The sequence below is a fragment of the Bartonella sp. CM120XJJH genome (genome assembly GCF_042194715.1).
Lineage (GTDB): Bacteria > Pseudomonadota > Alphaproteobacteria > Rhizobiales > Rhizobiaceae > Bartonella.
This window is the reverse complement of record NZ_JBHINE010000009.1, coordinates 19,949-43,885: the sequence shown is the minus strand read 5'-3', so window position 1 is coordinate 43,885 and position 23,937 is coordinate 19,949. Positions and strand designations below refer to the sequence as shown.

22 protein-coding genes are annotated in these 23,937 nt (G+C 37.5%); 8 read left to right on the top strand and 14 right to left on the bottom strand.

What is annotated here, in order from left to right; genetic code table 11:
* Nucleotides 1–82: 82 nt before the first annotated feature.
* The 6 genes from gltA to ACFIKU_RS05300 all read left to right on the top strand — a co-directional run bounded on the left by gltA (nt 83) and on the right by ACFIKU_RS05300 (nt 6,291).
* Entirely contained in the window at nt 83–1,378 is a 1,296-nt protein-coding gene (gene gltA / locus ACFIKU_RS05325; RefSeq protein ID WP_375642166.1) for a citrate synthase, read from the top strand.
* Nucleotides 1,379–2,022: 644 nt separating this feature from the next.
* Nucleotides 2,023–2,775 carry a transporter substrate-binding domain-containing protein gene (locus ACFIKU_RS05320; RefSeq protein ID WP_375642167.1) on the top strand — a complete coding sequence of 251 codons (753 nt, stop codon included), beginning with the start codon at nt 2,023–2,025 and terminating at the stop codon, nt 2,773–2,775.
* Between the two features lie 404 nt (nt 2,776–3,179).
* On the top strand, nt 3,180–3,932 hold the full coding sequence (locus ACFIKU_RS05315; protein WP_375656895.1) for a transporter substrate-binding domain-containing protein: 753 nt from the start codon (nt 3,180–3,182) through the stop codon (nt 3,930–3,932).
* Nucleotides 3,933–4,011: 79 nt separating this feature from the next.
* Nucleotides 4,012–4,734, top strand: a complete 723-nt coding sequence (locus tag ACFIKU_RS05310) for an ABC transporter permease (RefSeq protein ID WP_375642169.1) — start codon at nt 4,012–4,014, stop codon at nt 4,732–4,734.
* On the top strand, nt 4,731–5,438 hold the full coding sequence (locus tag ACFIKU_RS05305; protein WP_375642170.1) for an ABC transporter permease: 708 nt from the start codon (nt 4,731–4,733) through the stop codon (nt 5,436–5,438). The genes ACFIKU_RS05310 and ACFIKU_RS05305 overlap by 4 nt, the downstream gene beginning before the upstream one ends.
* Nucleotides 5,439–5,517: 79 nt before the next feature.
* A complete protein-coding gene (locus tag ACFIKU_RS05300) occupies nt 5,518–6,291 on the top strand; it encodes an amino acid ABC transporter ATP-binding protein (protein WP_375642171.1) in 774 nt (257 codons plus the stop codon).
* Between the two features lie 20 nt (nt 6,292–6,311).
* On the opposite strand, the gene lpxB is transcribed toward ACFIKU_RS05300, so the two are convergent.
* From lpxB to ACFIKU_RS05235, 13 genes are all read right to left on the bottom strand, one after another.
* Nucleotides 6,312–7,508 (bottom strand): lipid-A-disaccharide synthase, encoded by a 1,197-nt coding sequence (gene lpxB / locus ACFIKU_RS05295; RefSeq protein ID WP_375642172.1) that lies wholly within the window; start codon nt 7,506–7,508, stop codon nt 6,312–6,314.
* Nucleotides 7,501–8,373 (bottom strand): LpxI family protein, encoded by an 873-nt coding sequence (locus ACFIKU_RS05290; protein WP_375642173.1) that lies wholly within the window; start codon nt 8,371–8,373, stop codon nt 7,501–7,503. Before ACFIKU_RS05290 ends, lpxB begins: the two co-directional genes overlap by 8 nt.
* 2 nt (nt 8,374–8,375) lie before the next feature.
* On the bottom strand, nt 8,376–9,200 hold the full coding sequence (gene lpxA, locus ACFIKU_RS05285) for an acyl-ACP--UDP-N-acetylglucosamine O-acyltransferase (protein ID WP_375642174.1): 825 nt from the start codon (nt 9,198–9,200) through the stop codon (nt 8,376–8,378).
* A gap of 24 nt (nt 9,201–9,224) precedes the next feature.
* Entirely contained in the window at nt 9,225–9,692 is a 468-nt protein-coding gene (fabZ, locus tag ACFIKU_RS05280; protein ID WP_375642175.1) for a 3-hydroxyacyl-ACP dehydratase FabZ, read from the bottom strand.
* A gap of 1 nt (nt 9,693) precedes the next feature.
* Nucleotides 9,694–10,740, bottom strand: coding sequence for a UDP-3-O-(3-hydroxymyristoyl)glucosamine N-acyltransferase (lpxD, locus tag ACFIKU_RS05275; RefSeq protein WP_375642176.1), 1,047 nt, complete (start codon nt 10,738–10,740; stop codon nt 9,694–9,696).
* Nucleotides 10,741–10,805: 65 nt separating this feature from the next.
* The gene (gene bamA / locus ACFIKU_RS05270; RefSeq protein ID WP_375656894.1) at nt 10,806–13,202 is read right to left on the bottom strand and encodes an outer membrane protein assembly factor BamA; all 2,397 of its coding nucleotides are present in this window, start codon (nt 13,200–13,202) and stop codon (nt 10,806–10,808) included.
* A 203-nt stretch (nt 13,203–13,405) separates the two neighbouring features.
* On the bottom strand, nt 13,406–14,554 hold the full coding sequence (rseP, locus tag ACFIKU_RS05265; RefSeq protein ID WP_375656893.1) for an RIP metalloprotease RseP: 1,149 nt from the start codon (nt 14,552–14,554) through the stop codon (nt 13,406–13,408).
* A gap of 15 nt (nt 14,555–14,569) precedes the next feature.
* Nucleotides 14,570–15,385: a phosphatidate cytidylyltransferase gene (locus ACFIKU_RS05260; RefSeq protein WP_375642179.1), complete on the bottom strand. Its 816-nt coding sequence runs from the start codon at nt 15,383–15,385 to the stop codon at nt 14,570–14,572.
* Between the two features lie 739 nt (nt 15,386–16,124).
* Entirely contained in the window at nt 16,125–16,685 is a 561-nt protein-coding gene (frr, locus tag ACFIKU_RS05255) for a ribosome recycling factor (protein ID WP_375642180.1), read from the bottom strand.
* 37 nt (nt 16,686–16,722) lie between these two features.
* The gene (pyrH, locus tag ACFIKU_RS05250) at nt 16,723–17,442 is read right to left on the bottom strand and encodes a UMP kinase (protein WP_012755043.1); all 720 of its coding nucleotides are present in this window, start codon (nt 17,440–17,442) and stop codon (nt 16,723–16,725) included.
* 157 nt (nt 17,443–17,599) lie between these two features.
* Nucleotides 17,600–18,523 carry a translation elongation factor Ts gene (tsf, locus tag ACFIKU_RS05245; protein ID WP_273723402.1) on the bottom strand — a complete coding sequence of 308 codons (924 nt, stop codon included), beginning with the start codon at nt 18,521–18,523 and terminating at the stop codon, nt 17,600–17,602.
* A 102-nt stretch (nt 18,524–18,625) separates the two neighbouring features.
* Nucleotides 18,626–19,405, bottom strand: a complete 780-nt coding sequence (gene rpsB / locus ACFIKU_RS05240; RefSeq protein WP_375642181.1) for a 30S ribosomal protein S2 — start codon at nt 19,403–19,405, stop codon at nt 18,626–18,628.
* 167 nt (nt 19,406–19,572) lie between these two features.
* Nucleotides 19,573–20,409, bottom strand: a complete 837-nt coding sequence (locus ACFIKU_RS05235; protein ID WP_375642182.1) for a cell envelope integrity EipB family protein — start codon at nt 20,407–20,409, stop codon at nt 19,573–19,575.
* A 145-nt stretch (nt 20,410–20,554) separates the two neighbouring features.
* Between ACFIKU_RS05235 and ACFIKU_RS05230 the strand changes: the two genes are divergently transcribed.
* Together ACFIKU_RS05230 and ACFIKU_RS05225 are read left to right on the top strand one after the other, a co-directional pair.
* Nucleotides 20,555–21,016 (top strand): RidA family protein, encoded by a 462-nt coding sequence (locus ACFIKU_RS05230; protein ID WP_375642183.1) that lies wholly within the window; start codon nt 20,555–20,557, stop codon nt 21,014–21,016.
* Between the two features lie 134 nt (nt 21,017–21,150).
* Nucleotides 21,151–21,573, top strand: a complete 423-nt coding sequence (locus tag ACFIKU_RS05225; protein WP_375642184.1) for an HIT family protein — start codon at nt 21,151–21,153, stop codon at nt 21,571–21,573.
* Nucleotides 21,574–21,580: 7 nt separating this feature from the next.
* Here ACFIKU_RS05225 and clpA read toward each other — a convergent pair whose 3' ends face one another.
* Nucleotides 21,581–23,932, bottom strand: a complete 2,352-nt coding sequence (gene clpA, locus ACFIKU_RS05220; protein WP_375656892.1) for an ATP-dependent Clp protease ATP-binding subunit ClpA — start codon at nt 23,930–23,932, stop codon at nt 21,581–21,583.
* Nucleotides 23,933–23,937: the final 5 nt, after the last annotated feature.

The window sequence follows — 23,937 nt, the reverse complement described above, 5'->3', positions numbered from 1 at the left end:
GAAAAGCTTCAGTTATACATCCCCCACTCTGATGAAGCAGAGTCTTAATTTTTAGAAGTGAAGGATCTGAAAGGAATACCGAATGTCTGAGAGTAACGCATATATTATTGTGAATGATAAAAAAGTAGAGCTTCCCTTGCGTAAAGGTACGATTGGACCTGAGGTCATTGAAATTGCTTCTCTCTACAAAAAAACCGATATTTTTACTTATGATCCTGGTTTTACTTCAACAGCTTCTTGTGAATCAAAAATTACTTATATCGACGGTGATAAAGGCATATTGCTTTATCGTGGTTATCCTATTGATCAATTAGCTGAGAAAGGAGACTTTCTCGAAAGTTGTTATCTTTTACTTTATGGAGAACTCCCAACACAGCAAGAAAAAAATGAATTTGATCGATGTATTATGCAGCATACCATGGTACACGAACAGTTTTCACGTTTTTTCCACGGCTTCCGTCGTGATTCTCATCCTATGGCCGTCATGGTTGCCTGCCTTGGCGCTATGTCTGCATTTTATCACGACTCTATTGATATTACAGATCCTCACCAGAGAATGATTGCTTCCGTTCGTCTTATCTCAAAAGTTCCAACGCTTGCTGCTATGGCCTATAAATACAGTATTGGACAAGCATTTGTTTATCCACGTAATGATCTTAGTTATGCCGCAAATTTCCTCCATATGTGCTTTGCTGTTCCTTGTGAAGAATATAAGATAAACCCCGTGCTTGCTCGGGCGATGGATCAAATCTTTATCCTTCATGCAGATCATGAGCAAAATGCTTCTACATCTACTGTACGTCTTGCTGGATCCTCGGGTGCTAATCCGTTTGCCTGTATTGCAGCAGGTGTTGCATGCCTTTGGGGACCAGCACATGGTGGTGCCAATGAAGCATGTCTAAAAATGCTACAAGAAATAGGTTCTATTAAAAGAATTCCTGAATTTATTGCACGTGCAAAAGATAAAAATGATCCTTTCCGCCTTATGGGCTTTGGGCACCGCGTCTATAAAAATTATGATCCACGCGCAAAAATCATGCAAAAAACCTGTCATAAAGTTTTAAAAGAACTCAACATTCAAGATGACCCGCTTCTTGATATTGCAATAGAACTTGAAAACATTGCCTTAAGTGATGAATATTTTATTGAGAAAAAGCTTTATCCCAATGTTGATTTCTATTCCGGCATTACATTAAAAGCTCTAGGTTTTCCAACTGAGATGTTTACTGTCCTTTTTGCATTGGCGCGCAGTGTCGGGTGGGTGGCACAATGGAAAGAAATGATTGAAGACCCTGCACAAAAAATTGGTCGTCCTCGACAACTCTACACAGGCTATGCTATGCGTGACTATGTTCCTATAGATGAACGTGCAAATTAAAAAAAGAAATCAATAAAGCTTCAATTTACTGAAGCTTTATTGAGAGTGATAAAAAACATCCTTTAAGAATTTTTATAAAACGTGATTTTTAAACTCTTTCTACAGAGATAACATCATCATAAAAATTTACCTTGTAATCCTCATTATCTTTAATGGAAATGTATTCCCTATCATTCCCTCATGTTTAAAAGCCTTATTACAGATTAAAATCTAGCAATGTCAGAATTTTTCTTTCTATCTTCTCCAGATAAAATTGCAAAAGGCTTATATTAAGTGCTTCTCTAAGATGCCAAAACTTCTTATCTCTCTTCAAGTAGATTAGAATAAAAATACTTTACATTTTGTCCTGTTAAGAGCTGAAATTTTCTTCGTATTTAAGTTGATCGTTTTTCTTTAAAGATAAATTATTGATTTTTAAATAAAATTATTAAAAATCATCATATAATCAACAAAAGGTGACCTTCTTTCCTGTATTTTTTATTCCCATACTTGATAAGAATAAATCATTTTTTTGATAATGATATCCAGCATAATGGTAGCAAAATGAACAAAGATAAATTTTTTACATTGCTCCAAAAGAGCTTACAGATTATAAAAACTCATGATGGTTTCATATTTGCCAGCTTATCTAATAGGAGAACATAATGAAATTATTAGCAGGAGCTCTTATAATAAGCGCGACACTGTTTACCCTATCGGCCAATTCTCAAACGCTGAAAATTGCAAGCGATGCTTCTTATCCACCATTTAGTTATATTGACTCAAATAACGAACTTCAAGGGTTTGATATTGATATATCTTATGCGCTTTGTAAAAAAATGAATGTTAAATGTACTATTGTCACACAAGATTTCGAGGGGATGATTCCCGGTCTTCTTGCAAAAAAATACGATGCTATCGTTTCTTCCCTTTCTCCTACAAAAGAGCGCTTACAAAAAATTGATTTTACAGATCCTTACTACAACACTGTACTCGCTGTTATTGTTACCAAAAATTCGGGAATTAAAGAAATCTCGACACAAGACTTTAAAGGTAAAAATCTTGGAGTACAATCGAATACAACACAAGCTGCATATGCAGAAGATCATTATGCCTCTGAAGGAGTGAATATCAAACTTTATCCTACAGCAACAGAAGTTAATCGTGACCTTTTAAGCCATCGGCTTGATATCATCATCTTTGATAAGTTAAAAGCATTAAATTGGCTTGAAAATGAGGGAAAAGATTGCTGTCTCCTCTTAGGAACTCTAGAAGAAACAAAATTTCCTATTGCAATTGCACTCCGTCAAAATAATAATGATCTTAAAAACAGTTTTAATAAAGCAATAGAAGAAATCCGCGCCGATGGAACCTATGAGAAAATTATGAGAAAATATTTTACTTTCGATATCGATTAGATGTCACTATGAATTAAAATTCAATCTGTATATTTAAGGAGTATTTTAAACTCTTTATATGCAAGTGTAATTGGAAATTCGGCATTTTTATAAGAAAATTTACATTTATCAAAATCTAATTTTTTCTTTATGTTCAAATTGAGTAGCCTTATTTTCACGAAAAATCTTCAGTTTTTACCCATGAAATGATTCAAATCAATCATTTCGTGAAAATTGATTTGTCATACAATCAATAAGATATTTATTCTTTTTTTATCAATAAAAAAGATAATTTTTTGGTAATAATATCCAACATAATAATCTAAAATAAACATCAGTAAATTTTTGAATTGCTCCCAAAAAGCTTACAGATTATAAAAACATAATGATCTCATATTTGCCCGCTTATCCAATAGGAGAACATCATGAAATTATTAGCAGGAGCTCTTATAATAAGCGCCGTACTATTCACCCAATTGGCTGATGCGAAAACATTAAGAATTGCGAGTGAAGGCACCTACCCTCCCTTTAGTTATATTGACTCAAATAATAAATTGCAGGGACTTGATATTGATATATCTTATGCACTTTGTAAAAAAATGAATGTTGAGTGTACTATTGTTACACAAGACTTCGAGGGAATGATCCCTGGACTTATTGCAAAAAAATATGATGCGATCATTGCTTCCCTCTCTCTCACACAAGAGCGCTTACAAAAAATTGACTTCACAGATCCTTACTACGATACAGCACTGGCTGTTATTGTTACCAAAGCTTCGGGAATTAAAGAAATCTCGACAAAAGATTTTAAAGGCAAAAATCTTGGTGTGCAATCAAATACAACACAAGCTTTCTATGCAGAAGATCATTATGCCTCTGAAGAGGTAAAAATCAAACTCTATCCTTCCACAATAGAAGTAAATCGTGACCTTTTAAATCATCGACTTGATGTGATTATTGTTGATAAATTACAAGCATTAAATTGGCTTAAAAATGAAGGAAAAGATTGCTGTCTCCTCTTGGGAACTCTAGAAGAAACAAGATTTCCTATTGCAATTGCAGTCCGTCAAAATAATAATGATCTTAAAAATAAATTCAATAAGGCGCTAAAAGAAATCCGTTTGGATGGAACTTATGAAAAAATTATGAGAAAGTATTTTACAGGTGATGTTTATTAAATATCAATATAATATTTGAATGAAACCCGCTGGTTATTGATAAAAAATATTATCTAACTCTTTCATGAGGAACACAAGGATGATTGAAAATTTAGCATTGCTATCATTTAGCAATGGTGGATGGGGAGTGGTTATACTTTCCAGTGCAGGAATGACTTTGTCATTGGCATTATGTTGTGGCCTTCTAGGATTTCCTCTAGGACTTCTCAATGCAGTGATGATTCGATCCAATATTAAGATGGCCAAAGCTATGGCACGCCTCTTTTCAACAATATTTCGTGGGCTCCCAGAGCTTTTAACTTTGTTTTTAGTTTACTACGGATTACAAAGCCTTATTCAAAATTTATTTGACTATTTTAATTTTGAAATCATGTTCAGTATCAATGCTTTTGTTGCTGGTGTTCTTGCTCTTAGTATGGTTCTTGCAGCTTTTTCTTGTGAAGTTTGGCTTGGAGCATTTAATATTTTTGATAAAGGTCAATATGAAGCAGCTAAAGCTTTAGGACTTTCACGGTCAACCACATTTTTTCGTATTGTCTTTCCTCAGCTCATCCGAAATGCCTTGCCAGGACTTTCTAATAATTGGCTTACTTTACTGAAAGATACATCCCTTGTTTCCACCATCGCGCTTGTTGACCTCATGCGACAAACGAATCTAGCTGTCGCTGCTACCAATAAACCCATGCTATTTTATTTTGTAGCATGCTTACTCTATTTGTTATTTTCAGCGTTTTTTACTGCAATCCTACGCCATTTAGAAACATACACTCAAATAGGCTATAAAAAGGTGCTAGGTCAATGATTCCTGAGTGGCTTTATTTTCTTTTTAATCCTGATCTTTTAAGTCATTATGGACCAAAATTTATTAATGGCTTCATTGTTACTGTTGAGCTTGTTTCTATTTCTTGTTCTCTAGGTCTTTTTCTTGGTATGCTTATCGCTTTTGCACGTCTATCAAAGAATACATTTTTACAATATTTTGCAAATGCTTATGTCTATTTTTTCCGTGGCTCTCCTTTATTAGCTCAACTCTTTCTTTTTTATTATGGGCTTGGTTCAATGAACAGTTTATGGCAACAAGTGGGGCTATGGTGGTTTTTTCAAAACGCATGGTATTGTTGTCTTTTTATTTTTACACTCAATTCTGCTGCCTATCAATCTGAGATTTTTAAAGGAAGTTTTCTATCCGTAACAACTGGACAACGTGAAGCATCAAAAGCTTTAGGTTTAAGCAACTCTGTCACATTTTTTAGAGTTATTCTTCCACAAGCAATGATTGTAGCATTACGCCCCCTAGGAAATGAGTTGATTTTAATGATTAAATCCAGTGCTCTTGCCTCACTTATTACTGTTTATGATTTAATGGGGGTTGCTAAACTCACTTATTCACGGACTTTCGATTTTCAAGTTTACGTTTGGGCTGCTCTTATCTATCTCTTTATCGTTGAACTCATTCATCGTTTTATTGTTTTTATCGAGCAACGCCTCACTCGATATTTACGGTAAATAAAATGATCATAAAAAACTTTACCAAACCAAAATGTTGAATTAATCAAGTTCTTCATCCATGAAAGAATAAAATAAGATGAATTTGAAAAATAATAAATCGATCTCTCACAGTGAAAACCCTGTGATCTCTATTCGAAATCTAAATAAATGGTATGGAAACTTTCAGGTCCTACATGATATCAACCTTAATGTTCAAGCTGGTGAACATATCGTTATTTGTGGACCATCCGGATCAGGAAAATCAACGTTAATTCGTTGTATTAATCAATTAGAACAAGCACAAAAAGGTTCAATCTGTATCCATAACGTTGATATCCATACTGCTCCTATGCAACAACAAAAAAATGTTCTTCGTAAGATAGGAATGGTCTTTCAGAACTTTAATTTATTTCCCCACATGAGCGTTATACAAAATTGTATTTTAGCACCCATGACAGTTCAAGGGCTTTCCAAAAAACAAGCGCAAGAACGGGCAATTCGTTACTTAACGCATGTTGGTATTGAAAAACACTGTGAAAAATATCCTTTACAACTTTCTGGTGGGCAACAACAACGTGTTGCGATTGCCCGTGCACTTTGTATGGAACCTGAAGTCATGCTTTTTGATGAACCAACCTCTGCTCTTGATCCAGAAAGTGTGGGAGAAGTTTTGGAAGTGATGGCTCGATTGGCCGATACAGGAATCACAATGCTTTGTGTTACCCATGAAATGGGCTTCGCACGTAAAGTCTCAGAAAGAATACTCTTTCTAGAAAATGGAAAAATTATTGAAGATGCAGCCTCTGAAGAATTTTTTACCAATCCTAAAAGCCAACGTGCTTGTAATTTTCTTGCTAAAATTAAATATTAATCATTAAAATATTGCTTTATTTATACAATTTTATTCCTGCTTTTTAAAAGAGTGATAATTGTTTGTGCGCCAACATCCCCCGATGGCACTTCAGTTTTCATTTTCTGTTCTAGCATCTCAAAGGAATCAAGTTGTGCCTGTCGTATTAAAGGATTATACAAAAGTTGTTCTACTTGTCTTGCTAACATGCCTGGGCGTAGAAATTCATTCAAATATTCCGGTACAATAGGCTTATCAGCAATAATATTGGGAAGAGCAGCACTCCATAACATCATTTTAGGAAAAATAAATAATTTAGAAAAGCGATCAAGTTTATAGCAAAGAACCATAGGGATTTTTGCTAACGCTAATTCAAGTGAAACAGTTCCATGTGCAGCAAGTGCAACATCTGCTTGTGCAAAAGCACGCCATTTTTCATCTTCACCAACTACAATTTCTATCTTGCTTTTCCAGCCTTGCACAAAGTCACGGATTCTATCTACCAAATGAGGTAAGGTTGGTAAAATAATACGTAAATGAGGAATACGTTGTACAAGAATCTCTACTGTTTCTTGAAAAATAGGCATTAAGGAACGAATTTCTGAATTGCGTGATCCTGGCAGAATAACTAATCTAGGAGATGATTTTTGTGCATCGATCAAATTTCTTTGTTTTAATTGGCACTCTTTTTCTGATTGAACTCTCAAAAGGGGAGGATATGTTAAAAGACGATGTCCAACATAGGTTGTGGCAGGGCCTCCCAAATCTTGCATAATCTTTTCTTCAAAAGGAAAAACCGCTAAAACATGATCAACAAATCCACACATAGCTTTTGCACGTTCTGGCCTCCATGCCCAAACGGTTGGTGCAATATATTTAATAATAGGAATAGAGGGCGCTAAAACGCGCACCTTTTTTGCAACACGATGCGTGAAATCAGGACTATCAATAATAATGAGGCAATCAGGTTGTTCTTGTGCAATAAATTTGGATAAATTGCGAATATGTAGCAACAACAATGGTAGTTTTTTCAACACCTCCTTCAAACCTATTAAAGCAATATCATGGGAATCAAAAAAGCTTTTTAAACCTAATGCCTTTAAATGCCTCCCCCCAACACCAATCAAATGAATATTGCACCCTGTTTGTTGTGATAAACAAGAAATCAAATCTGCCCCAAGTAAATCACCAGATTCCTCACCTGAAACCACAGCAATCTTTAAGGAACAATTATTCATGACCAAACCTTTCAAATGTCTCTATAAATAGAGAATATTTGTTGGCTTTTTCTACTGTTGTTTTCACCGATAATATTAGACTTCTATTTGCCTCCACCGCAACACCAGATAAGCCACTCTTTGCAACATTCATTATTGTCGCGGGCCCAATTGATGGTAAATCAACGCGATTATCCTGTTGTGGTTTTGCACATTTTACAAGAATGCCACCTTTAAGGGGAATTTGCCCTCTTTCTCTCATTTCACAAACCCGCCACAGCATATTATCAGTTCCCTCTGCACCCTCCAGTGCAACCACTCTCCCATTGATAGCCACAACTGCTTGCCCGATATCTAATTGACCTAAAAGCTTTGCTGCTTCTGCTGCTAAAAAAATATCTTTTTTCTCTTTTGGAGTAGCACGCCGCACTGTTAAATTAAATTCTATGGGAGCTAAAAGGTCTGGGACTATTTCGTGAGCACCAACAACGCGAAAACCATACGTTTCAATAACCCGTATAAAAGCTTTTAATAACGCATCGTCCCCCCTCTTCAAAGCTCGGATTAACTTAGGAAGAGCTAAAAATGTTGTCCAGTCCAGTCGCAATTGTTTAAGAAGTGGACGCTTTTTCACACCACCTGCCAAAACAACATTATATACACCAGCCTCTTTTAAAATTTTAACGAGTCGTGCTAACTCTACTATTGATAGCTCGCAATGCTCATAGCGATAAAGAACAGAATCTGCCTCACCACGCAAAAGAACAAGAAAAGGATTTTCTCCATTCTTCTCAAGAGTCTGCGCAACGGTAATCGGTAGAACACCATTTCCTGCTATAATAGCAGTACGGCCGGAAAGAAAACTTCTGGCTCCCCAAATAGGCATTTTTAATCCTTATGTTCTTTTATTCTATCACCTTCAAATTTTGGTGTACAATAAAAACGCTTTCCTTCTTCTTTAATAAAATTAACAACTTCAGAAACAGATTGAGAAGAAGAATAGAAAGAAGCAACATCACTGATACGCTCTTTAAAGGGTTTGCTATGATCAAAAAGCATGGCAACCGCATGACGGAGTGCATGAATATCTTGACGCTCAAGTCCTGCACGCTTCATACCAATAATATTGAGGCCAGCAAGTTTTGCCTGCACACCAACAGCTGTTCCATAAGGTATCAGATCACCAACCAGGGCAGATACGCCGCCGATAAATGCATGATGTCCAACACGAACAAATTGATGAACAGCAGCACCACCACCGATAATCACATAATCACCAATAGTAACATGACCAGCAATCATTGCGTTATTGGCAAATGTTACATGATTGCCTACATAACAATCGTGAGCGATATGCGCATAACAAAAAAATTGGCAATTATCACCAACAACTGTCATTCCTATACTCGAATCGGAACCCCTATGCATTGTTACACCTTCACGAATCGTACAATTCTTACCAATAAAAAGAGTTGTAGCCCCTCCTTTATGTTTATTATTTTGCGGATCTGCTCCTAAAACGGCATGAGAAAATACTTTACTCTTAGCTCCTAACGTTGTCTTTCCCATTATTACAACATGACTTGTCAAACTACATTCATCACCAATAACAGCCTCTGAACTAATATGGCAAAATGGTCCAACGCGTACATTCTCACCAAGCTGCGCTCCCTTCTCCACAAGAGCAGTTGGATGGATTTTCGTACCGGACATTTTTAAATTCCCATCAAATATCGTTTATTCTTCTTCAACAATCATCGCAGCAATTTCAGCTTCAGCGACGCGGACATCTTCTACTTTTGCAACACACGAAAAACGTCTCATACCAGATCTTTTTTTCAAAAGCTGAACATGAATCTTGAGCTGATCACCAGGCATAACCGGCTTGCGAAATTTTGCCTTATCAACCGTCATAAGGTAAACTAAATTTGTTTTCTTATTGCCTAAATTTAAAAGTGCTATTGCTCCTGCCGTTTGTGCCATAGCTTCTAAAATCAAAACTCCAGGCATAACAGGCTTTGCGGGAAAATGTCCCGTAAAATGCGGCTCATTAATCGTTATATTTTTAATACCAATAGCTCCTTGTTCACCATCAATATCAACGATACGATCAATCAATAAAAATGGATAACGGTGCGGTAATATTGATAATAGTTTTTCAATATCGACAACCTCTAAGTTTTTAGTCTTTTCATTGCTGATCATATCAGCGTTTCTCCTTTTTAACTTTTCCCATACTGCGCAACGCCGCCACTTCACGAAACCATTGTTTAAATGGTCGAGCTGGACTACCTCCCCATTTTTCTCCATCCGGAATGTCATTCATAACACCACTACGAGCAGCAATCTGAACAGATTTACCTATTATGATGTGATCGGCTACTCCAACACCTCCACCAAGCTGAGACATATCCCCTATAGATGTACTTCCCGCAATGCCACATTGAGCGGCAATAAGACAATAGCGGCCAATTTTTACATTGTGGGCAATTTGTACAAGATTATCAATCTTGCTTCCTTCACCAATAACAGTATCTTGAAATGTTCCACGATCAATTGTCGTGTTCGCACCAACTTCTACACCATCCTCAATAATAACGCGACCAAGCTGTGGAATTTTCTCGATTCCAGAAACACCCCCAACATAACCAAAACCATCTTGCCCAATGCAAACACCAGGATAAAGCTGAACCTTATCACCTATTATAGAACACTGAACTGTTACCTTAGGAGCAATATAGCAGTCACATCCAATACGGCAGTTTTCACCGATAACAGCTGTGGATGAAATAAGAGTTCCTGCACCAATCTCAACATTTCTACCAATAACAGCTCCCGCTTCAATACACACATCATGTGCCAACTTAGCCGTTGGATGAATATGCGCATGCGATGAAATTCCCTTCTGTCCCAACCAAGACATTGGCTTGACAGAATCTGGAAACAAAATACGACCAATCTGAGCAAAGTCACGCTGTGGTGTGGATGTCACCAAAATTGCCATAGTTTCGGGAACTTTAAAAACAATCTCATTCGTACAAAAAACAGCAACAGCAGAACTGTCCAGTAAAGCATCAGAAAACTTCCGATGCTCTACAAAAACAAGAGAACCTTCCACAGCACTCTCAAGTGAAGAAAGAGTATTGATAACTTTATGAGAAAACTCTGGATTAAGAAGCTTTGCACCCGTCAACTCAGCAGCATTTGCAACTGTCAATCGTCGGGACGGCGTAAAAAAAAATGTATCCGCCATCAAAACACTTTCTCTCCCAGCTTAAGCTATTCTCTTCAAGTTTTTCCTTCTTAAAATCGCTCAAATCAGAACTTCGTAGAAATACCAAAGTTCAATTGTTGCAAACGATCACCTTCCTGCTTCGTTATTGGCCAAGCATAATCAAAACGCAAAGGACCAAACGGAGAATCCCACATCAAACTTACACCTGCAGATGAACGCCAAGCACTTTTGGTATTGGTAACAGGCGGTTCACCCTTAAAAACGGCTTTATAATTATTGCCATAAAGCGTGGCAATATCCGCAAATAAAGCACCGCGCAACCCGAATCCTTCAGGCACAACAGGGATAGGAAACTGTACTTCAGCAGTCGCATTCATATATGTCGTTCCCCCCAAGAAATAAACCTCACCCTTACTGGAAACCTGACGCGGACCTATTCCATTATATTTGAACCCTCGAATCATATCAGAATTTACTTTAAACATATCGAAAATACGAACACCATCTCGGCCCATTCCGTGGATATAACCACCGCCAAAGGAAAGCAAACCAACAATATCCTTCTGTTCAGAAAGAGTCTTGTACATCATCGCCTTACCCGTGGTCTTCAAGAACTTTGCACGTCCACCAAGCCCTGCATATTCCTGAAGAAGATGCACGTACCACCCATCATGGGGGGATCTCATATCATCAATCGTATTATAGGTGAAACCATAACTAATTGATGAACGTTTCCAAGGGCTGTTTTTTGCAGCTTGAACAATCGCACCAGAATATTTCCCATATAATTCTATTATGTCACTCTCTTTGTCAAAATCATACTCTCCGCCAAAATCATATTCTTCCTGCACATAAGAATAAGCTACATTAGCAGATAATTGATTATTAATAGGTAACGAAAACCGCAACGATCCACCTGTCTGTCGTACATCATAGGCTTTATCAGCACGATAAGTACTACGAAAAACATCAACGCCAGCAGATAAACGATACCCTAAGAAATAAGGATCAACGAATGACAAATTATAATTACGAGATTTCTCTTGCCCCGCACCTAATCCTAAACGAACATATTGACCACGTCCCCCAAGATTACGTTCAGTAACAGAAACTTCAAGTGACATACCAGGACTTGTTCCCCCTGTTGTATACCCTCCAGAAAGAGAGAGATCTCCTGTTGAAGCTTCAACGACATCTATTACCAAAATAACTTGGTCAGATTGATCTGTGGGAACCATTGAAATATTAACGGCTTTGAAGAAACCTAAACTTTCTAGACGACGTTTTGCCCGCTGTAATAAAGTTTGATTGTAAGCATCTCCTTCGTTTAAATCAATCTCACGGCGAATGACGTAATCACGTGTTTTCTCATTGCCACGTATATCAATACGCTGAATATAAGCACGTGTACCCTGTTCAATATTATATAAAATTGAAATTGTATGATTTGCTAGATTACGATTTCCCCGCGGTTCAACTTTAGCAAAAGCATATCCCGAATCAGCAACCTTGTTATTAATAATTGCAACAGACTGCTCAATATCTTCTGCACTATAAATATCACCTGGCTGGGTTTTAAGCACCCTTTTCACAGATTGAACGTCAATTCCATCAACATCACTTTCAACCTGAATATCGCTAATTTTATAGAGCGCCCCCTCATCAAGAACGAAAGAAATTTTATACGTATTGCTTGCTGCATCAAAAGTTGCTTTAGAAGAGACTACACGAAAATCTGCATAACCACGGTTATAATAAAAGCGACGTAAAGCTTCTTCATCAACAGCGAGGCGCTCTTCACTGTAAACATCACCCCCCAACAACTTCGAAAAAATTCCTGAAGTTTTTGTTGAAATCACATCACGCAAACGGCGACTTCCAAAGACACTATTTCCCTTAAAAGTGATATCACCAATCTTTGTTTTTTTCCCTTCAACAACATTAAATACCACATTAACCCGCCCTTTTCCAAGGTTAATCGTTTGAACGTTAACAGTGATATTATTACGACCAAGAGTTTTATAAGCTTCACGAATTGTATTTATATCAGCAGAAAGCTTAGCAGAATTAAAAGGCTCATTCGGTTTTAAAGAAATAAACCGCTTAAGATCTGGGTCTTTAAAAGATTTATTTCCCTGAAACAATATTTGATTGACAACCTCATATTCTTTTACGAATACAATCAATTTATCACCCACCGGATTTATTTTAACATCATAAAATAAACCCAATTCGAAAAGGTTCTTTACAGCATTATCAACATCACCACTGGAAACCCCCTGCCCAACCTTAATCCCCATATTGTCTCGAATCGCTTGAGAACTTACAAACTTATTCCCACGAACCTCAATAGAGCGGACTACAGACGCTTGTATTTCTCCAACCGCAGCAATTGACATAAAAACCGTTGCTGGGGCAATCATCCCCATCTTTAACACCAATATAGATGCTGCATTTAAAAACTTTGAATTCGTAGTCATTGGTTTTTTTACCTTACTCTTGTTCCTCGGACATGATGCCTTAAAAAGCTAACTGCCATAACAACCTTTTTACAGCGAGACTTTTCATTCCTTAATTACTCATTATAATGTACAACGCCACAACATTTTGTAGACATGGTAAACAACCTTCAATTTGTTTTCGCTATTATTACTTAATTTATAAAGCTTTTTCCATAATTTAATTAGCTAAACCAACAAAAATAATCATTAAAAAAGACAAAGATCATAAAAAGGAGAAGAATGGAAAAACCTAAACGAAAAACGATTCCCTGAATTTTAGCAGATATTCTCCTCCCTGTAATGACCTCAATGACATGCAATAAAAGATGCCCACCGTCAAGCGGTAGAATCGGAAAAAGGTTAATAAGCCCAACACTTATTGAAAGAAAAGCTGCCAAATTCAACAAAGAGATAAAACCTGTCTCGCTCACTTTCCAAGCAATTTTAACGGTTTTAGAAGGTCCACTTAGCCGACAATGATCCTCTTTGCCTCCTATTAAACGACTCATAAAAAGAACGGTTTGAGTGGCGATAAACACAGTACGGTCTGACGCTTCTCTTACAGCCGTTACAAAACCATAGCGAATATGTTTTATATAAGCTGGATCTAAATGTGCAGGATTATTTAAATCAACAGGAACACCTACACCTATCATAGCACTTCGTGTTCGATTACCAAATCCATCATCTCGCTCAACGACTTTCGGGGTAATCATCGTTGTAAAGACTCGCCCCATGCGTTCTATTTTAAACTCTATGGGTTCTCTTCCGTGAAAAGCTACATAATTCATCAAATCTTCAAAGCTTTTAACCCGTCGTCCATCCATTTCAACAAAACGATCCCCTAATTCCAAACCGGCTTGAAGAGCAGGGCTATCTTTTACCAAAGAACCAACAACGGGCTCAATGGCTACACGACCATAGATAAAGAAAAAAAATGTTAGAATAACAACAGTAAAAAGAGCATTGAAGAAAGGGCCGGCAAAAACAGTTGCTGCTTTCTTCCAAGCATGCGCACTAGCAAATGAACCCTCAGCAATCAGAGATGATTGGGATGATTGCGTATCGATTTTTTCCTCATCCCCAACAAATTTTACATAACCTCCTAAGGGGATAAGTGCTAAACGCCACTTCGTGCCATGCTTATCTGTATAACTCGCTATTTCTGGTCCAAATCCAAGCGAAAAAACTAACGCCTTAATACCACACCACCGACCAATAAGATAATGCCCAAATTCGTGCACAAAAATGATAACCATAATGATGAAAAGAATACTCAAACTTCTTAAAAGAAAACCACCCATAGTGACAATATGATTTAAAAGTTCCAAACTATCTTCTCCCAATTAGATCATACTAAAAAGATTAAAAGGCGCATCCATACCAGACATAAATGAACCAATTAAATAAAGAAGAAAAGCTGCCCCTACCAATCCATCTATACGATCCATAAAACCACCATGTCCGGGCAATAAAGAACTAGAATCTTTGACAGAAAATCGTCTTTTGAGCCATGATTGCCCTAAATCACTCAATTGTGAAACAATTGACAAAACAAGTGTAAGGAGTGGTACAAAAAAGCTGGCTAAATTTATATCAAAAAATCCAAAAGCAACCCATATACCACCGAAAACTCCGACAAATGTACCACCAAGTGCTCCTGACCATGTTTTATTAGGAGAAAATTGTGGTGCTAATTTAGGCCCTCCTAATGCACGTCCGATAAAATAACCACCAATATCTGTTCCCCACACTATCGTAAATAAGAAAATAACAACTTGGAACCCCAACATTTCATGATCCCGTAGAAAGCATAGAGCAACAACAGGAAAAGACGCATATAAAAAACCACAAAAAACCCAACCACTCTTTTTTATAGATATAATAGCCAACACCGCAGCCAAAACGATTAAAATACAAAAAATCAATGAAGCAGATACACTCAACACTAAAAAGAAGCCAAAGCTTAAATAAAAGATACTTGCTAATATTTTTTGTAAAACACACCATTTCTCTTTAGTAATACTCATCCACTCATAAAGAACAAAACCGCCTATACACCATACAAATAAAAAAAAGAAGTTTCCTCCCAACCATGTTAGATACAACGCAATAACGCCAAAAACAAAAGCTGTCAGAACACGATAAACCAAATTAGACAAAACAACATCCAAACCATAAAAATAGAAAATACAAGCTCTAAAATTGACGCAAGAAAAACTCCCCTACGCAGTATTTTCATTTCATACTTGTATAATTTCTCTTATAATTTATCATAAACAATTCAGTCTACTAAAATAGCGCTTATGAGACTAATAATCAATGAAAACAGCTTCAAAAATCTTCGTCAAGATTAATCCTAAAATATTTTTTAATATTTTCTCAAATATAAAGTGAAAAAGTCGTTACCTCTGCCCCAAACAAATTAACGAATATAGGTTTCGTGTAAAAATACTTTTCTATCAACTATTCGTCGTTAAAAAACGAATTACGCCACATAACATCTGCTTGATCGATTATACTCACATGTTTTATAATGGGAAATATAAGAGAAAGGTTAGGCTTATTTTTTTGCTTTATATTCTGTCCCCAACCCTCATCTTAGAATATTTGAATAATTTCTAATAATGCTTTCATTATACAGTTTAACAAAGACGTGCCCAACTAAAAGCCCGCACCATGCTGTTAAATACTGTCTTCCAGAAAAGGGCACAATTTACCACGCAGATTAAAAAATTAAAACATCTACCTTTTCAAATCAATCTCTCCCATATCAAAATGATAAAATACCTTCCTGCATCACACCTTGCTATCACAGAACACACCACTCCCTACTATTATCCCTAGAAAAAATTTACAGGCTGGGAAGCATAACATCCTTTTTCTAGCGACAAAACCGTCTTAAACGTGCATAATTTCAGATTCTTTTACGGCTAAAATTTTATCAATATCAGCAATAGTTTCATCCGTGAGTTTTTGAACTTTTTCAGACAAACTATGGGCTTCATCTTGTCCAATTTTACCATCTTTTTCTAACTTTTTCAAATTATCCAGACCATCCCGACGAACATGACGTGTAGCAACACGCGCTTGCTCTGCATAGTGATGCGCAATTTTTACAAGTTCTTTACGGCGTTCTTCATTCAGCTCAGGCAAAGGAATACGTAAATTCGTACCATCAGTTATGGGATTTAAACCAAGACCAGAATCGCGAATAGCGCGCTCTACAGCTCCGACCATCGTTTTATCCCATACAGAAACAGAAAGCATCCGAGGTTCTGGAACAGAAATATTAGCAACCTGATTTATGTGCACAACAGAACCATAAGATTCAACGGTCAACGGTTCTAATAAACTGGCCGATGCACGCCCAGTTCGCAAACCACCTAATTCATGTTTAAAAGCCGTAATGGCACCATCCATGCGACGTTTCAGATCATCCATAATTGATGTAACATTCATATTTCTGTCTCCTTCAATTGTCCTTTGAAGCTTACCCTTATTCCGATACTATTGTAAAGCGTCCTGTTCCATTCAAGACCTTAGCCAAACCGCCCTTTTCATGAATGGAATACACAATAATCGGTACATTGTTCTCACGTGCTAGAGTGACCGCCGTTGAATCCATAACAGATAATCCCCATTGCAAAACTTCAACATGTGTTAATTGATCAAAACGCTTAGCCGTAGGGTCTATCTTTGGATCTGCTGAATAAATACCATCAACTTGTGTTCCTTTAAGAAGAACATCCGCACCAATTTCTGCTGCACGTAAAGTAGCGGCAGAATCAGTGGTAAAAAATGGATTTCCTGTACCACCCGCAAAAATAACAACTTTTCCCTGATTCATATAAGCTATTGCTTTACGTTGCGAGAAACTTTCACAAATTTGTGGCATAGCAATCGCAGAGAGTACAACAGTTTCAACCCCTAATTTTGTCAAAGATGTTCGCAATGCTAAAGAGTTAATAGCGGTTGCAAGCATTCCCATATGATCACCTGTCACTCGGTCCCCACCATGTGAAGCAACAGCAACGCCACGAAAAATATTTCCCCCACCGATAACAACCGCAACCTCTATCCCCATTGTGCGCACTTCTGCAATATCAGCGGCAATACGGTCTACAACAGAAACATCAATGCCAAAACTCTGCCCCCCCATAAGAGCTTCACCAGAAGCCTTTAAAAGAATACGTTTATACGGAAGTGCTAATGCCATTAATAATCTCCCCAAAAGCACATTTACTTTTTGCTTTTGACATCACGAAGGGCATCACCTTTTTCATGTGACGCCCTCTCAACAATTATATTGTTCCCATCAGAGATTCTACAACCAACGATATGATTTTAAATCTCTGATAAAGAGTTTGCAATAACTAGCCTTTTACAGCAGCAGCAACCTCTGCAGCAAAATCAGACTCCTCTTTTTCCACACCTTCACCTAATGCAAAACGAATAAAGCCTGTAATTTTTGCTGGTGCACCAATTGATTTTTCAGCATCCTTTAAAGCTGCCTCAACAGTCACATCAGGATTCATAACGAAAGCTTGAGAAAGCAAAACAACCTCTTCAAAAAACTTACGCATACGTCCTTCTACCATTTTTTCAATGATATTTTCAGGCTTTCCAGACTGACGTGCTTGATCTGAAAAAATCGCCTTTTCACGTTCAACAGCAGCAGCATCAACATCTTGCGCTGTAAGCGCTAACGGATTGGTTGCCGCAATATGCATCGCAACCTGTCGACCAAAAGCAAGAGCAGCCTCTTTATTTCCTGTTGTTTCAATCGCAACCAAAACACCAAGCTTACCAAGACCATCAGCTACACTATTGTGTATATAAGTCGCAACAACACCACTCTCAACAGACAATTTAGCGGAACGACGAAATGTCATATTTTCGCCAATTGTACCAATTGCATCTTTAATCGTAAGCTCTACAGTCTTCTCAGAACCGGGATAAAGAGAAACAGAAACAGATTCAACATCACCTGGCGTATCTAAAGCAGCAGTTGCCACATTGCGCACAATGTCTTGGAATCCGGCATTGCGTGCAACAAAATCTGTTTCAGAATTAATCTCAACCAAAACCGCATTTAAATCTTTTGATACGACACCGATTAATCCTTCAGCCGCTGTACGACCAGCCTTTTTATCTGCTTTAGCTATTCCTTTTTTACGAAGCCAATCAACAGCAGCTTCCATATCACCACTCGTTTCAGCTAGAGCGGCTTTACAGTCCATCATACCAGCGCCAGATAGTTCTCGAAGTTCTTTTACTTGTGCAGCAGTAATGCTCATATTTGCCTCTTTATTTTGTAACAGTGAAAGCGTGCAAAATCTCTCTGCACGCCTATAACTTCTTCTTTAGACAATAAAAGTACCTTAATTAGGCGTTTTATATTATTCAGAAACTTCTGAAACCGTATTTTCTTCCAAAACAGGCTCCACAGGCGCATCAACTTGAGCTCCTAAATCGATACCCATTGCTCCTTGCTGGCGTGCAATACCATCAAGAGCAGCACGGGCAAAAAGATCGCAATAAAGAGAAATTGCACGTGAAGCATCGTCATTACCTGGTATTGGATGTGTTACGTCATCGGGATCACAATTTGTATCAATAATAGCAATCACTGGAATACCTAAACGCTTTGCTTCTTGGAGTGCAATATTTTCTTTATTCGTATCGATAACAAAGATAAGATCTGGAACAGAACCCATATCTTTAATACCACCAAGCGCACGATTAAGCTTTTCACGATCACGTTCAAGATTTAAACGTTCCTTTTTGGTAAAGCCTTGCGCTTCAGCAGCAAGAATTTTGTCAAGCTTTCGCAAACGATGTATCGAATTGGAAATCGTTTTCCAGTTTGTGAGCATGCCGCCAAGCCAACGTGCATTAACGTAATACTGGGCAGAACGATTCGCCGCATCAGCGATAATGTCAGATGCTTGCCGCTTCGTACCAACGAAGAGAATACGACCACCACGCGCAACAGTATCTGAAACAAGTTTAAGCGCTTGGTGTAAAAGTGGAACGGTCTGAGCGAGGTCAATAATATGGATATTATTACGCTGACCATAAATATAGGGAGTCATTTTTGGATTCCAGCGATGAGTCTGGTGACCAAAATGCACACCGGCTTCTAAAAGCTGGTGCATAGTAAAATCGGGTAGTGCCATAAATCTTATCCTTTCCGGTTCAACCTCCGCGGAAAAAGCAGGAAGACCTGCTACCGGCGGATGCTTGCTAGAATTTTCTCACAGATCATTTGCAAACACCCAGACTCCGCGTGTGGAATAGCGCAAACATACTAATATTTGATTCTTTTTCAAGTCATTTTCTTTAATCATTTAATATTTGCATTTTCACATTCATTAAGATCTTTTCCAAGTTCCAAGAATTCGAGACTGTTCAATTTTGCACGCACTGAAAAAGTTCCATAATCTATATGAAGATCACGCATGACACCATTCTCATGTAAGAGAAAACTGCTACGATAAACCGGCAAACCATCTTTATTTTCTCCATCATCAAAATAAGAAATTGTAACAGGCCAATATTCTTCTTCATCCAATTTTCTAACTTTTTCCGTTTCGCTATCAGATAAAAGCGTCTTCTTTTCCCCTATGACGATACTTTCTTTTATAACTTTATCTGCTTTATTTGTCCCATCAAATACAGTAACATTGTAAAAATGATCTCCTGCTTTTGCATGGCGGATGATATTTTTTAGTTGCATCATTGGAAATTCAGCCATTGCGAGCTTATACTCTTTTTCCTTTGGCTTTTTTAAGGTAACTGTAATACCATCTTGAGTACGCTCCGCGACCCCCTCGGCACGATGCGCAACCTCTTCTCCCTCTTGATCTGTAATATTAAAACGAAATGTACGGCTGTCTCCTGTTTCATAACTCGTCGTCTGTTGATCCGTCAAACGTACCGGCATATCTTCAATGTGAACACGGCTAATGAAGCGAAAACGTGTGCTATAGCCTTGGCATGCCGAACCAGTAAGCTCGTAAACCATTCGCCCTGACATCGCAGAAATTGTCATTTCATGAGAAACGCTATCGAGATGAAAATCATAAATTGCTCGATGAGGCACAATAAAAACAGGCTCTTCAGCTCTCGCAGTACATAAAAAAACAATATATAAAATTATTATAAATAATGATCTAATCATTCCCAACTTCCGAACTTTATCCCCGTTGCATAACATCATACAATAAGGCAAAAAAGGCTAATTTCTCAATTAACCACACATTTCCTTAAATCAAAAAATAGATTATGCAATGAATATATCATAAAGTAGCTATGGAGTTTAAATTATGACCAATATGATTGAAAAAAACTTAGAGAAGTTCGGAATCACTCTTCCTGAAGTAATCTCCCCCCTTGCCAATTACATCACCACTTCACAAAGTGGCAATCAACTCTTTATTTCTGGACAACTCCCTCTTATTAATGGAAAACCAATAGCCATCGGTAAAGTTGGTGCAGCTGTGAATAGCGAACAAGCCCAAAAAGCATCCGAAGCTTGCGCTCTCAATATTCTCGCTCAACTCAAGGCAACTCTAGGTGACTTAAATAAAATAAAACGTGTGGTAAAAATTACTGTTTTTGTGGCTGTAGATTCTCATTTTACCGATATTCCTTTTGTTGCCAATGGAGCTTCTAATTTATTCGTCAATATCCTTGGTGAAATTGGAAAACACGCCCGTTCTGCTATTGGTGTTGCCTCTCTTCCTATGGATGTTCCTGTAGAAGTTGAAGCTATCATAGAAATCTAAACCTTCATTAAAACAGTGCACCATCCTAAATATATCCGAAGTCAAAATACTTCTTTGTCTTACACTCTGATAAACCTTGCATTTTTTCGTTTTTAAATTAAAATTTTAAACTTACGATAAAAGGAAATATTTGTATGAAACAAGCTTATGACCATAACAATATTTTTGCTAAACTGATTCGCAATGAAATCCCTTCTGTTCGTGTCTACGAAGATGATGATGTTATTGGATTTATGGATATCATGCCACAGGCACCAGGTCATACGCTAGTCATTCCTAAAAAAGGCTCTAGAAACTTACTTGATGCAGATACTGAAACATTATTTCCTGTTATTAAAGCTGTTCAAAAAATTGCAAATGCCGTCAAAAAAGCCTTTCAAGCAGATGGCATAACTGTCATGCAATTTAATGAAGCAGCTAGTCAACAAACCGTTTATCACCTCCATTTCCATATTATACCACGTATGGAGGGAATAGAACTTACCCCTCATAATGATATGATAACGCCTACAGAAATACTTGAAGAGAATGCAAAAAAAATCCGAGAAGCCTTATAGCACACTCTTAAGTTGTTGTGCTTTTTTTTCCTAAACGTTTTTTTGTAAAATTTTCCATTTTACTTTTCTTTGAGCCTACAGATATATCGGAAGATGAAATTTCTAACTGTAAGCTTTCTTTTTTGCCATTTGATTTTTGTGTCAATACGCGAACGATGCCACCGTTACGTAACTTTCCAAATAAAATTTCATCAGCTAATGGCTTTTTAATATATTCTTGTATAACACGCCCTAATGGGCGTGCTCCCATCTGAGAATCATATCCTTTATTGGAAAGCCATAAAGTTGCAGAAGAGCTTAATTCAAAACAAATTCCCCGATCAGCTAATTGTGCTTCAAGCTGAAAAATAAATTTTTGCACTATCTGATTGATGATTAAGTGAGATAAAGGTGCAAACGGAATAATTGCATCTAACCGATTACGAAATTCTGGTGTAAATAATCGATTGATTGCTTCTATATCCTCACCATCACGATGTACTTTCCCAAATCCAATAGCTGATTTTGCCATATCTGAAGCACCAGCATTGGTTGTCATAATCAAAATAACATTGCGGAAATCAATTTTCTTACCATTATGGTCTGTTAATCTACCATAATCCATTACCTGCAATAAAATATTAAATAACTCTGGATGCGCTTTCTCAATCTCATCTAGCAATAGGACTGCGTGAGGTTTCTGATCAACTGCATCTGTAAGGAGACCTCCTTGATCAAACCCTATATAACCTGGAGGAGCTCCGATTAAACGTGCTACCGTATGCCGTTCCATATATTCTGACATATCAAAACGCAATAATTCAATGCCTAAAGATGATGCAAGCTGTTTTGCAACTTCAGTTTTTCCTACACCTGTTGGTCCTGAAAATAAATAACTTCCTATTGGTTTATCCGGTTCGCGTAAACCTGCTCGCGCCAATTTTATGGATGAAACTAAGACGGAAATTGCCTGATCTTGACCATAAACAACATGTTTGAGTTCTCTTTCAAGCTTACTCAGTATCTTCTGATCATTCCGAGAAACTGTTTTTGGTGGAATTCTTGCAATTGTAGCAACAGTCGCCTCAATTTCTTTAACACCTATACTCTTCTTGCGTTGTTTTTGTGGCAAAAGCTTTTGCGCTGCACCACTTTCATCAATAATATCAATTGCTTTGTCAGGTAACCTACGGTCAATTATATAACGTGAAGATAATTCTACGGATGCCTTCATCGCCTGATCTGTATATTTAATCTGATGAAAATCTTCAAAGTAAGGCTTCATCCCCTGCAAAATCTTAATCGCATCTGTCACAGAAGGTTCATTAATATCAATCTTCTGAAAACGACGCTCTAAAGCACGATCTTGTTCAAAGAATTTGCGATATTCTCTGTAAGTTGTCGAACCAATACATCGCATAGTTCCAGAAGATAATACAGGTTTTAAAAGATTTGCCGCATCCATATTTCCCCCTAATGTCGCTCCTGCTCCAATTAAGGTATGAATTTCATCAATAAATAAAATAGCATCTGGATACAGCTCAAACTCTTTAATAACTTGCTTTAAGCGTTCTTCAAAATCACCGCGATAACGTGTACCGGCAACAAGTCCCCCCATATCAAGAGAAAATATTGTTGCATTTGATAAAACTTCAGGCACTTGCCCATCAACAATGCGCTTTGCCAATCCCTCAATTATAGCGGTTTTCCCCACTCCAGGATCACCAACCAAAAGCGGATTATTTTTTGACCTTCGACATAAAATCTGAATCATGCGTGAAATTTCTATTTCACGGCCAATTAATAAATCAACTTTTCCATTACGTGCTTTACAATTGAGATCAACACAATAATTCGTTAAAGCACTTATTCCTCTTTCACCATTATCCGAAATCTGCTGATCTAATTGCTCTTCAAGTCCTTCAAGTAACATGGATAACCCATCATCACGCGTGATACCATGTGAAATAAAACGTACAGCATCATAGCGTGTCATTCCCATCTCTTGAAGAAAATATGCTGCATGGCTTTCATGTTCAGAAAAAATTGCAACAAGAACATTAGCCCCGGATACTTCATCTTTTCCAGCTGATTGTGCATGAATCACCGCACGTTGGATAACACGCTGGAAAAACGCTGTAGGCTTTGTATCCTCATCAGCTCTAATCTGTTCATCTAACTCTGAGCGAAGATAATTGGTTAAGCGCTCTCGCAATTCCTCCACATCTACCTGGCAAGCTTGAATAACGGAATTTGCATCGGCATCATCTAACAGCGCAAGGAGAAGATGCTCTAATGTTGCATATTCATGCCGTGCTTGAGTAGCAATTGTTAATGCACGGTGCAAAACCTCTTCAAGACTAGGTGTAAAAGATGGCATAATTC

What these genes read in the sequence shown, in the direction of transcription:
- lpxA (WP_375642174.1), bottom strand. Translation starts at nt 9,200, where the DNA reads ATGTCCGGTACGAAAATCCATCCAACTGCTCTTGTGGAGAAGGGAGCG.
- ACFIKU_RS05310 (WP_375642169.1), top strand. Translation starts at nt 4,012, where the DNA reads ATGATTGAAAATTTAGCATTGCTATCATTTAGCAATGGTGGATGGGGA.
- gltA (WP_375642166.1), top strand. Translation starts at nt 83, where the DNA reads ATGTCTGAGAGTAACGCATATATTATTGTGAATGATAAAAAAGTAGAG.
- ACFIKU_RS05315 (WP_375656895.1), top strand. Translation starts at nt 3,180, where the DNA reads ATGAAATTATTAGCAGGAGCTCTTATAATAAGCGCCGTACTATTCACC.
- bamA (WP_375656894.1), bottom strand. Translation starts at nt 13,202, where the DNA reads ATGACTACGAATTCAAAGTTTTTAAATGCAGCATCTATATTGGTGTTA.
- ACFIKU_RS05305 (WP_375642170.1), top strand. Translation starts at nt 4,731, where the DNA reads ATGATTCCTGAGTGGCTTTATTTTCTTTTTAATCCTGATCTTTTAAGT.
- ACFIKU_RS05235 (WP_375642182.1), bottom strand. Translation starts at nt 20,409, where the DNA reads ATGATTAGATCATTATTTATAATAATTTTATATATTGTTTTTTTATGT.
- clpA (WP_375656892.1), bottom strand. Translation starts at nt 23,932, where the DNA reads ATGCCATCTTTTACACCTAGTCTTGAAGAGGTTTTGCACCGTGCATTA.
- ACFIKU_RS05320 (WP_375642167.1), top strand. Translation starts at nt 2,023, where the DNA reads ATGAAATTATTAGCAGGAGCTCTTATAATAAGCGCGACACTGTTTACC.
- ACFIKU_RS05225 (WP_375642184.1), top strand. Translation starts at nt 21,151, where the DNA reads ATGAAACAAGCTTATGACCATAACAATATTTTTGCTAAACTGATTCGC.
- rpsB (WP_375642181.1), bottom strand. Translation starts at nt 19,405, where the DNA reads ATGGCACTACCCGATTTTACTATGCACCAGCTTTTAGAAGCCGGTGTG.
- ACFIKU_RS05230 (WP_375642183.1), top strand. Translation starts at nt 20,555, where the DNA reads ATGACCAATATGATTGAAAAAAACTTAGAGAAGTTCGGAATCACTCTT.
- fabZ (WP_375642175.1), bottom strand. Translation starts at nt 9,692, where the DNA reads ATGATCAGCAATGAAAAGACTAAAAACTTAGAGGTTGTCGATATTGAA.
- pyrH (WP_012755043.1), bottom strand. Translation starts at nt 17,442, where the DNA reads ATGGCATTAGCACTTCCGTATAAACGTATTCTTTTAAAGGCTTCTGGT.
- lpxB (WP_375642172.1), bottom strand. Translation starts at nt 7,508, where the DNA reads ATGAATAATTGTTCCTTAAAGATTGCTGTGGTTTCAGGTGAGGAATCT.
- tsf (WP_273723402.1), bottom strand. Translation starts at nt 18,523, where the DNA reads ATGAGCATTACTGCTGCACAAGTAAAAGAACTTCGAGAACTATCTGGC.
- frr (WP_375642180.1), bottom strand. Translation starts at nt 16,685, where the DNA reads ATGAATGTTACATCAATTATGGATGATCTGAAACGTCGCATGGATGGT.
- lpxD (WP_375642176.1), bottom strand. Translation starts at nt 10,740, where the DNA reads ATGGCGGATACATTTTTTTTTACGCCGTCCCGACGATTGACAGTTGCA.
- ACFIKU_RS05300 (WP_375642171.1), top strand. Translation starts at nt 5,518, where the DNA reads ATGAATTTGAAAAATAATAAATCGATCTCTCACAGTGAAAACCCTGTG.
- ACFIKU_RS05290 (WP_375642173.1), bottom strand. Translation starts at nt 8,373, where the DNA reads ATGCCTATTTGGGGAGCCAGAAGTTTTCTTTCCGGCCGTACTGCTATT.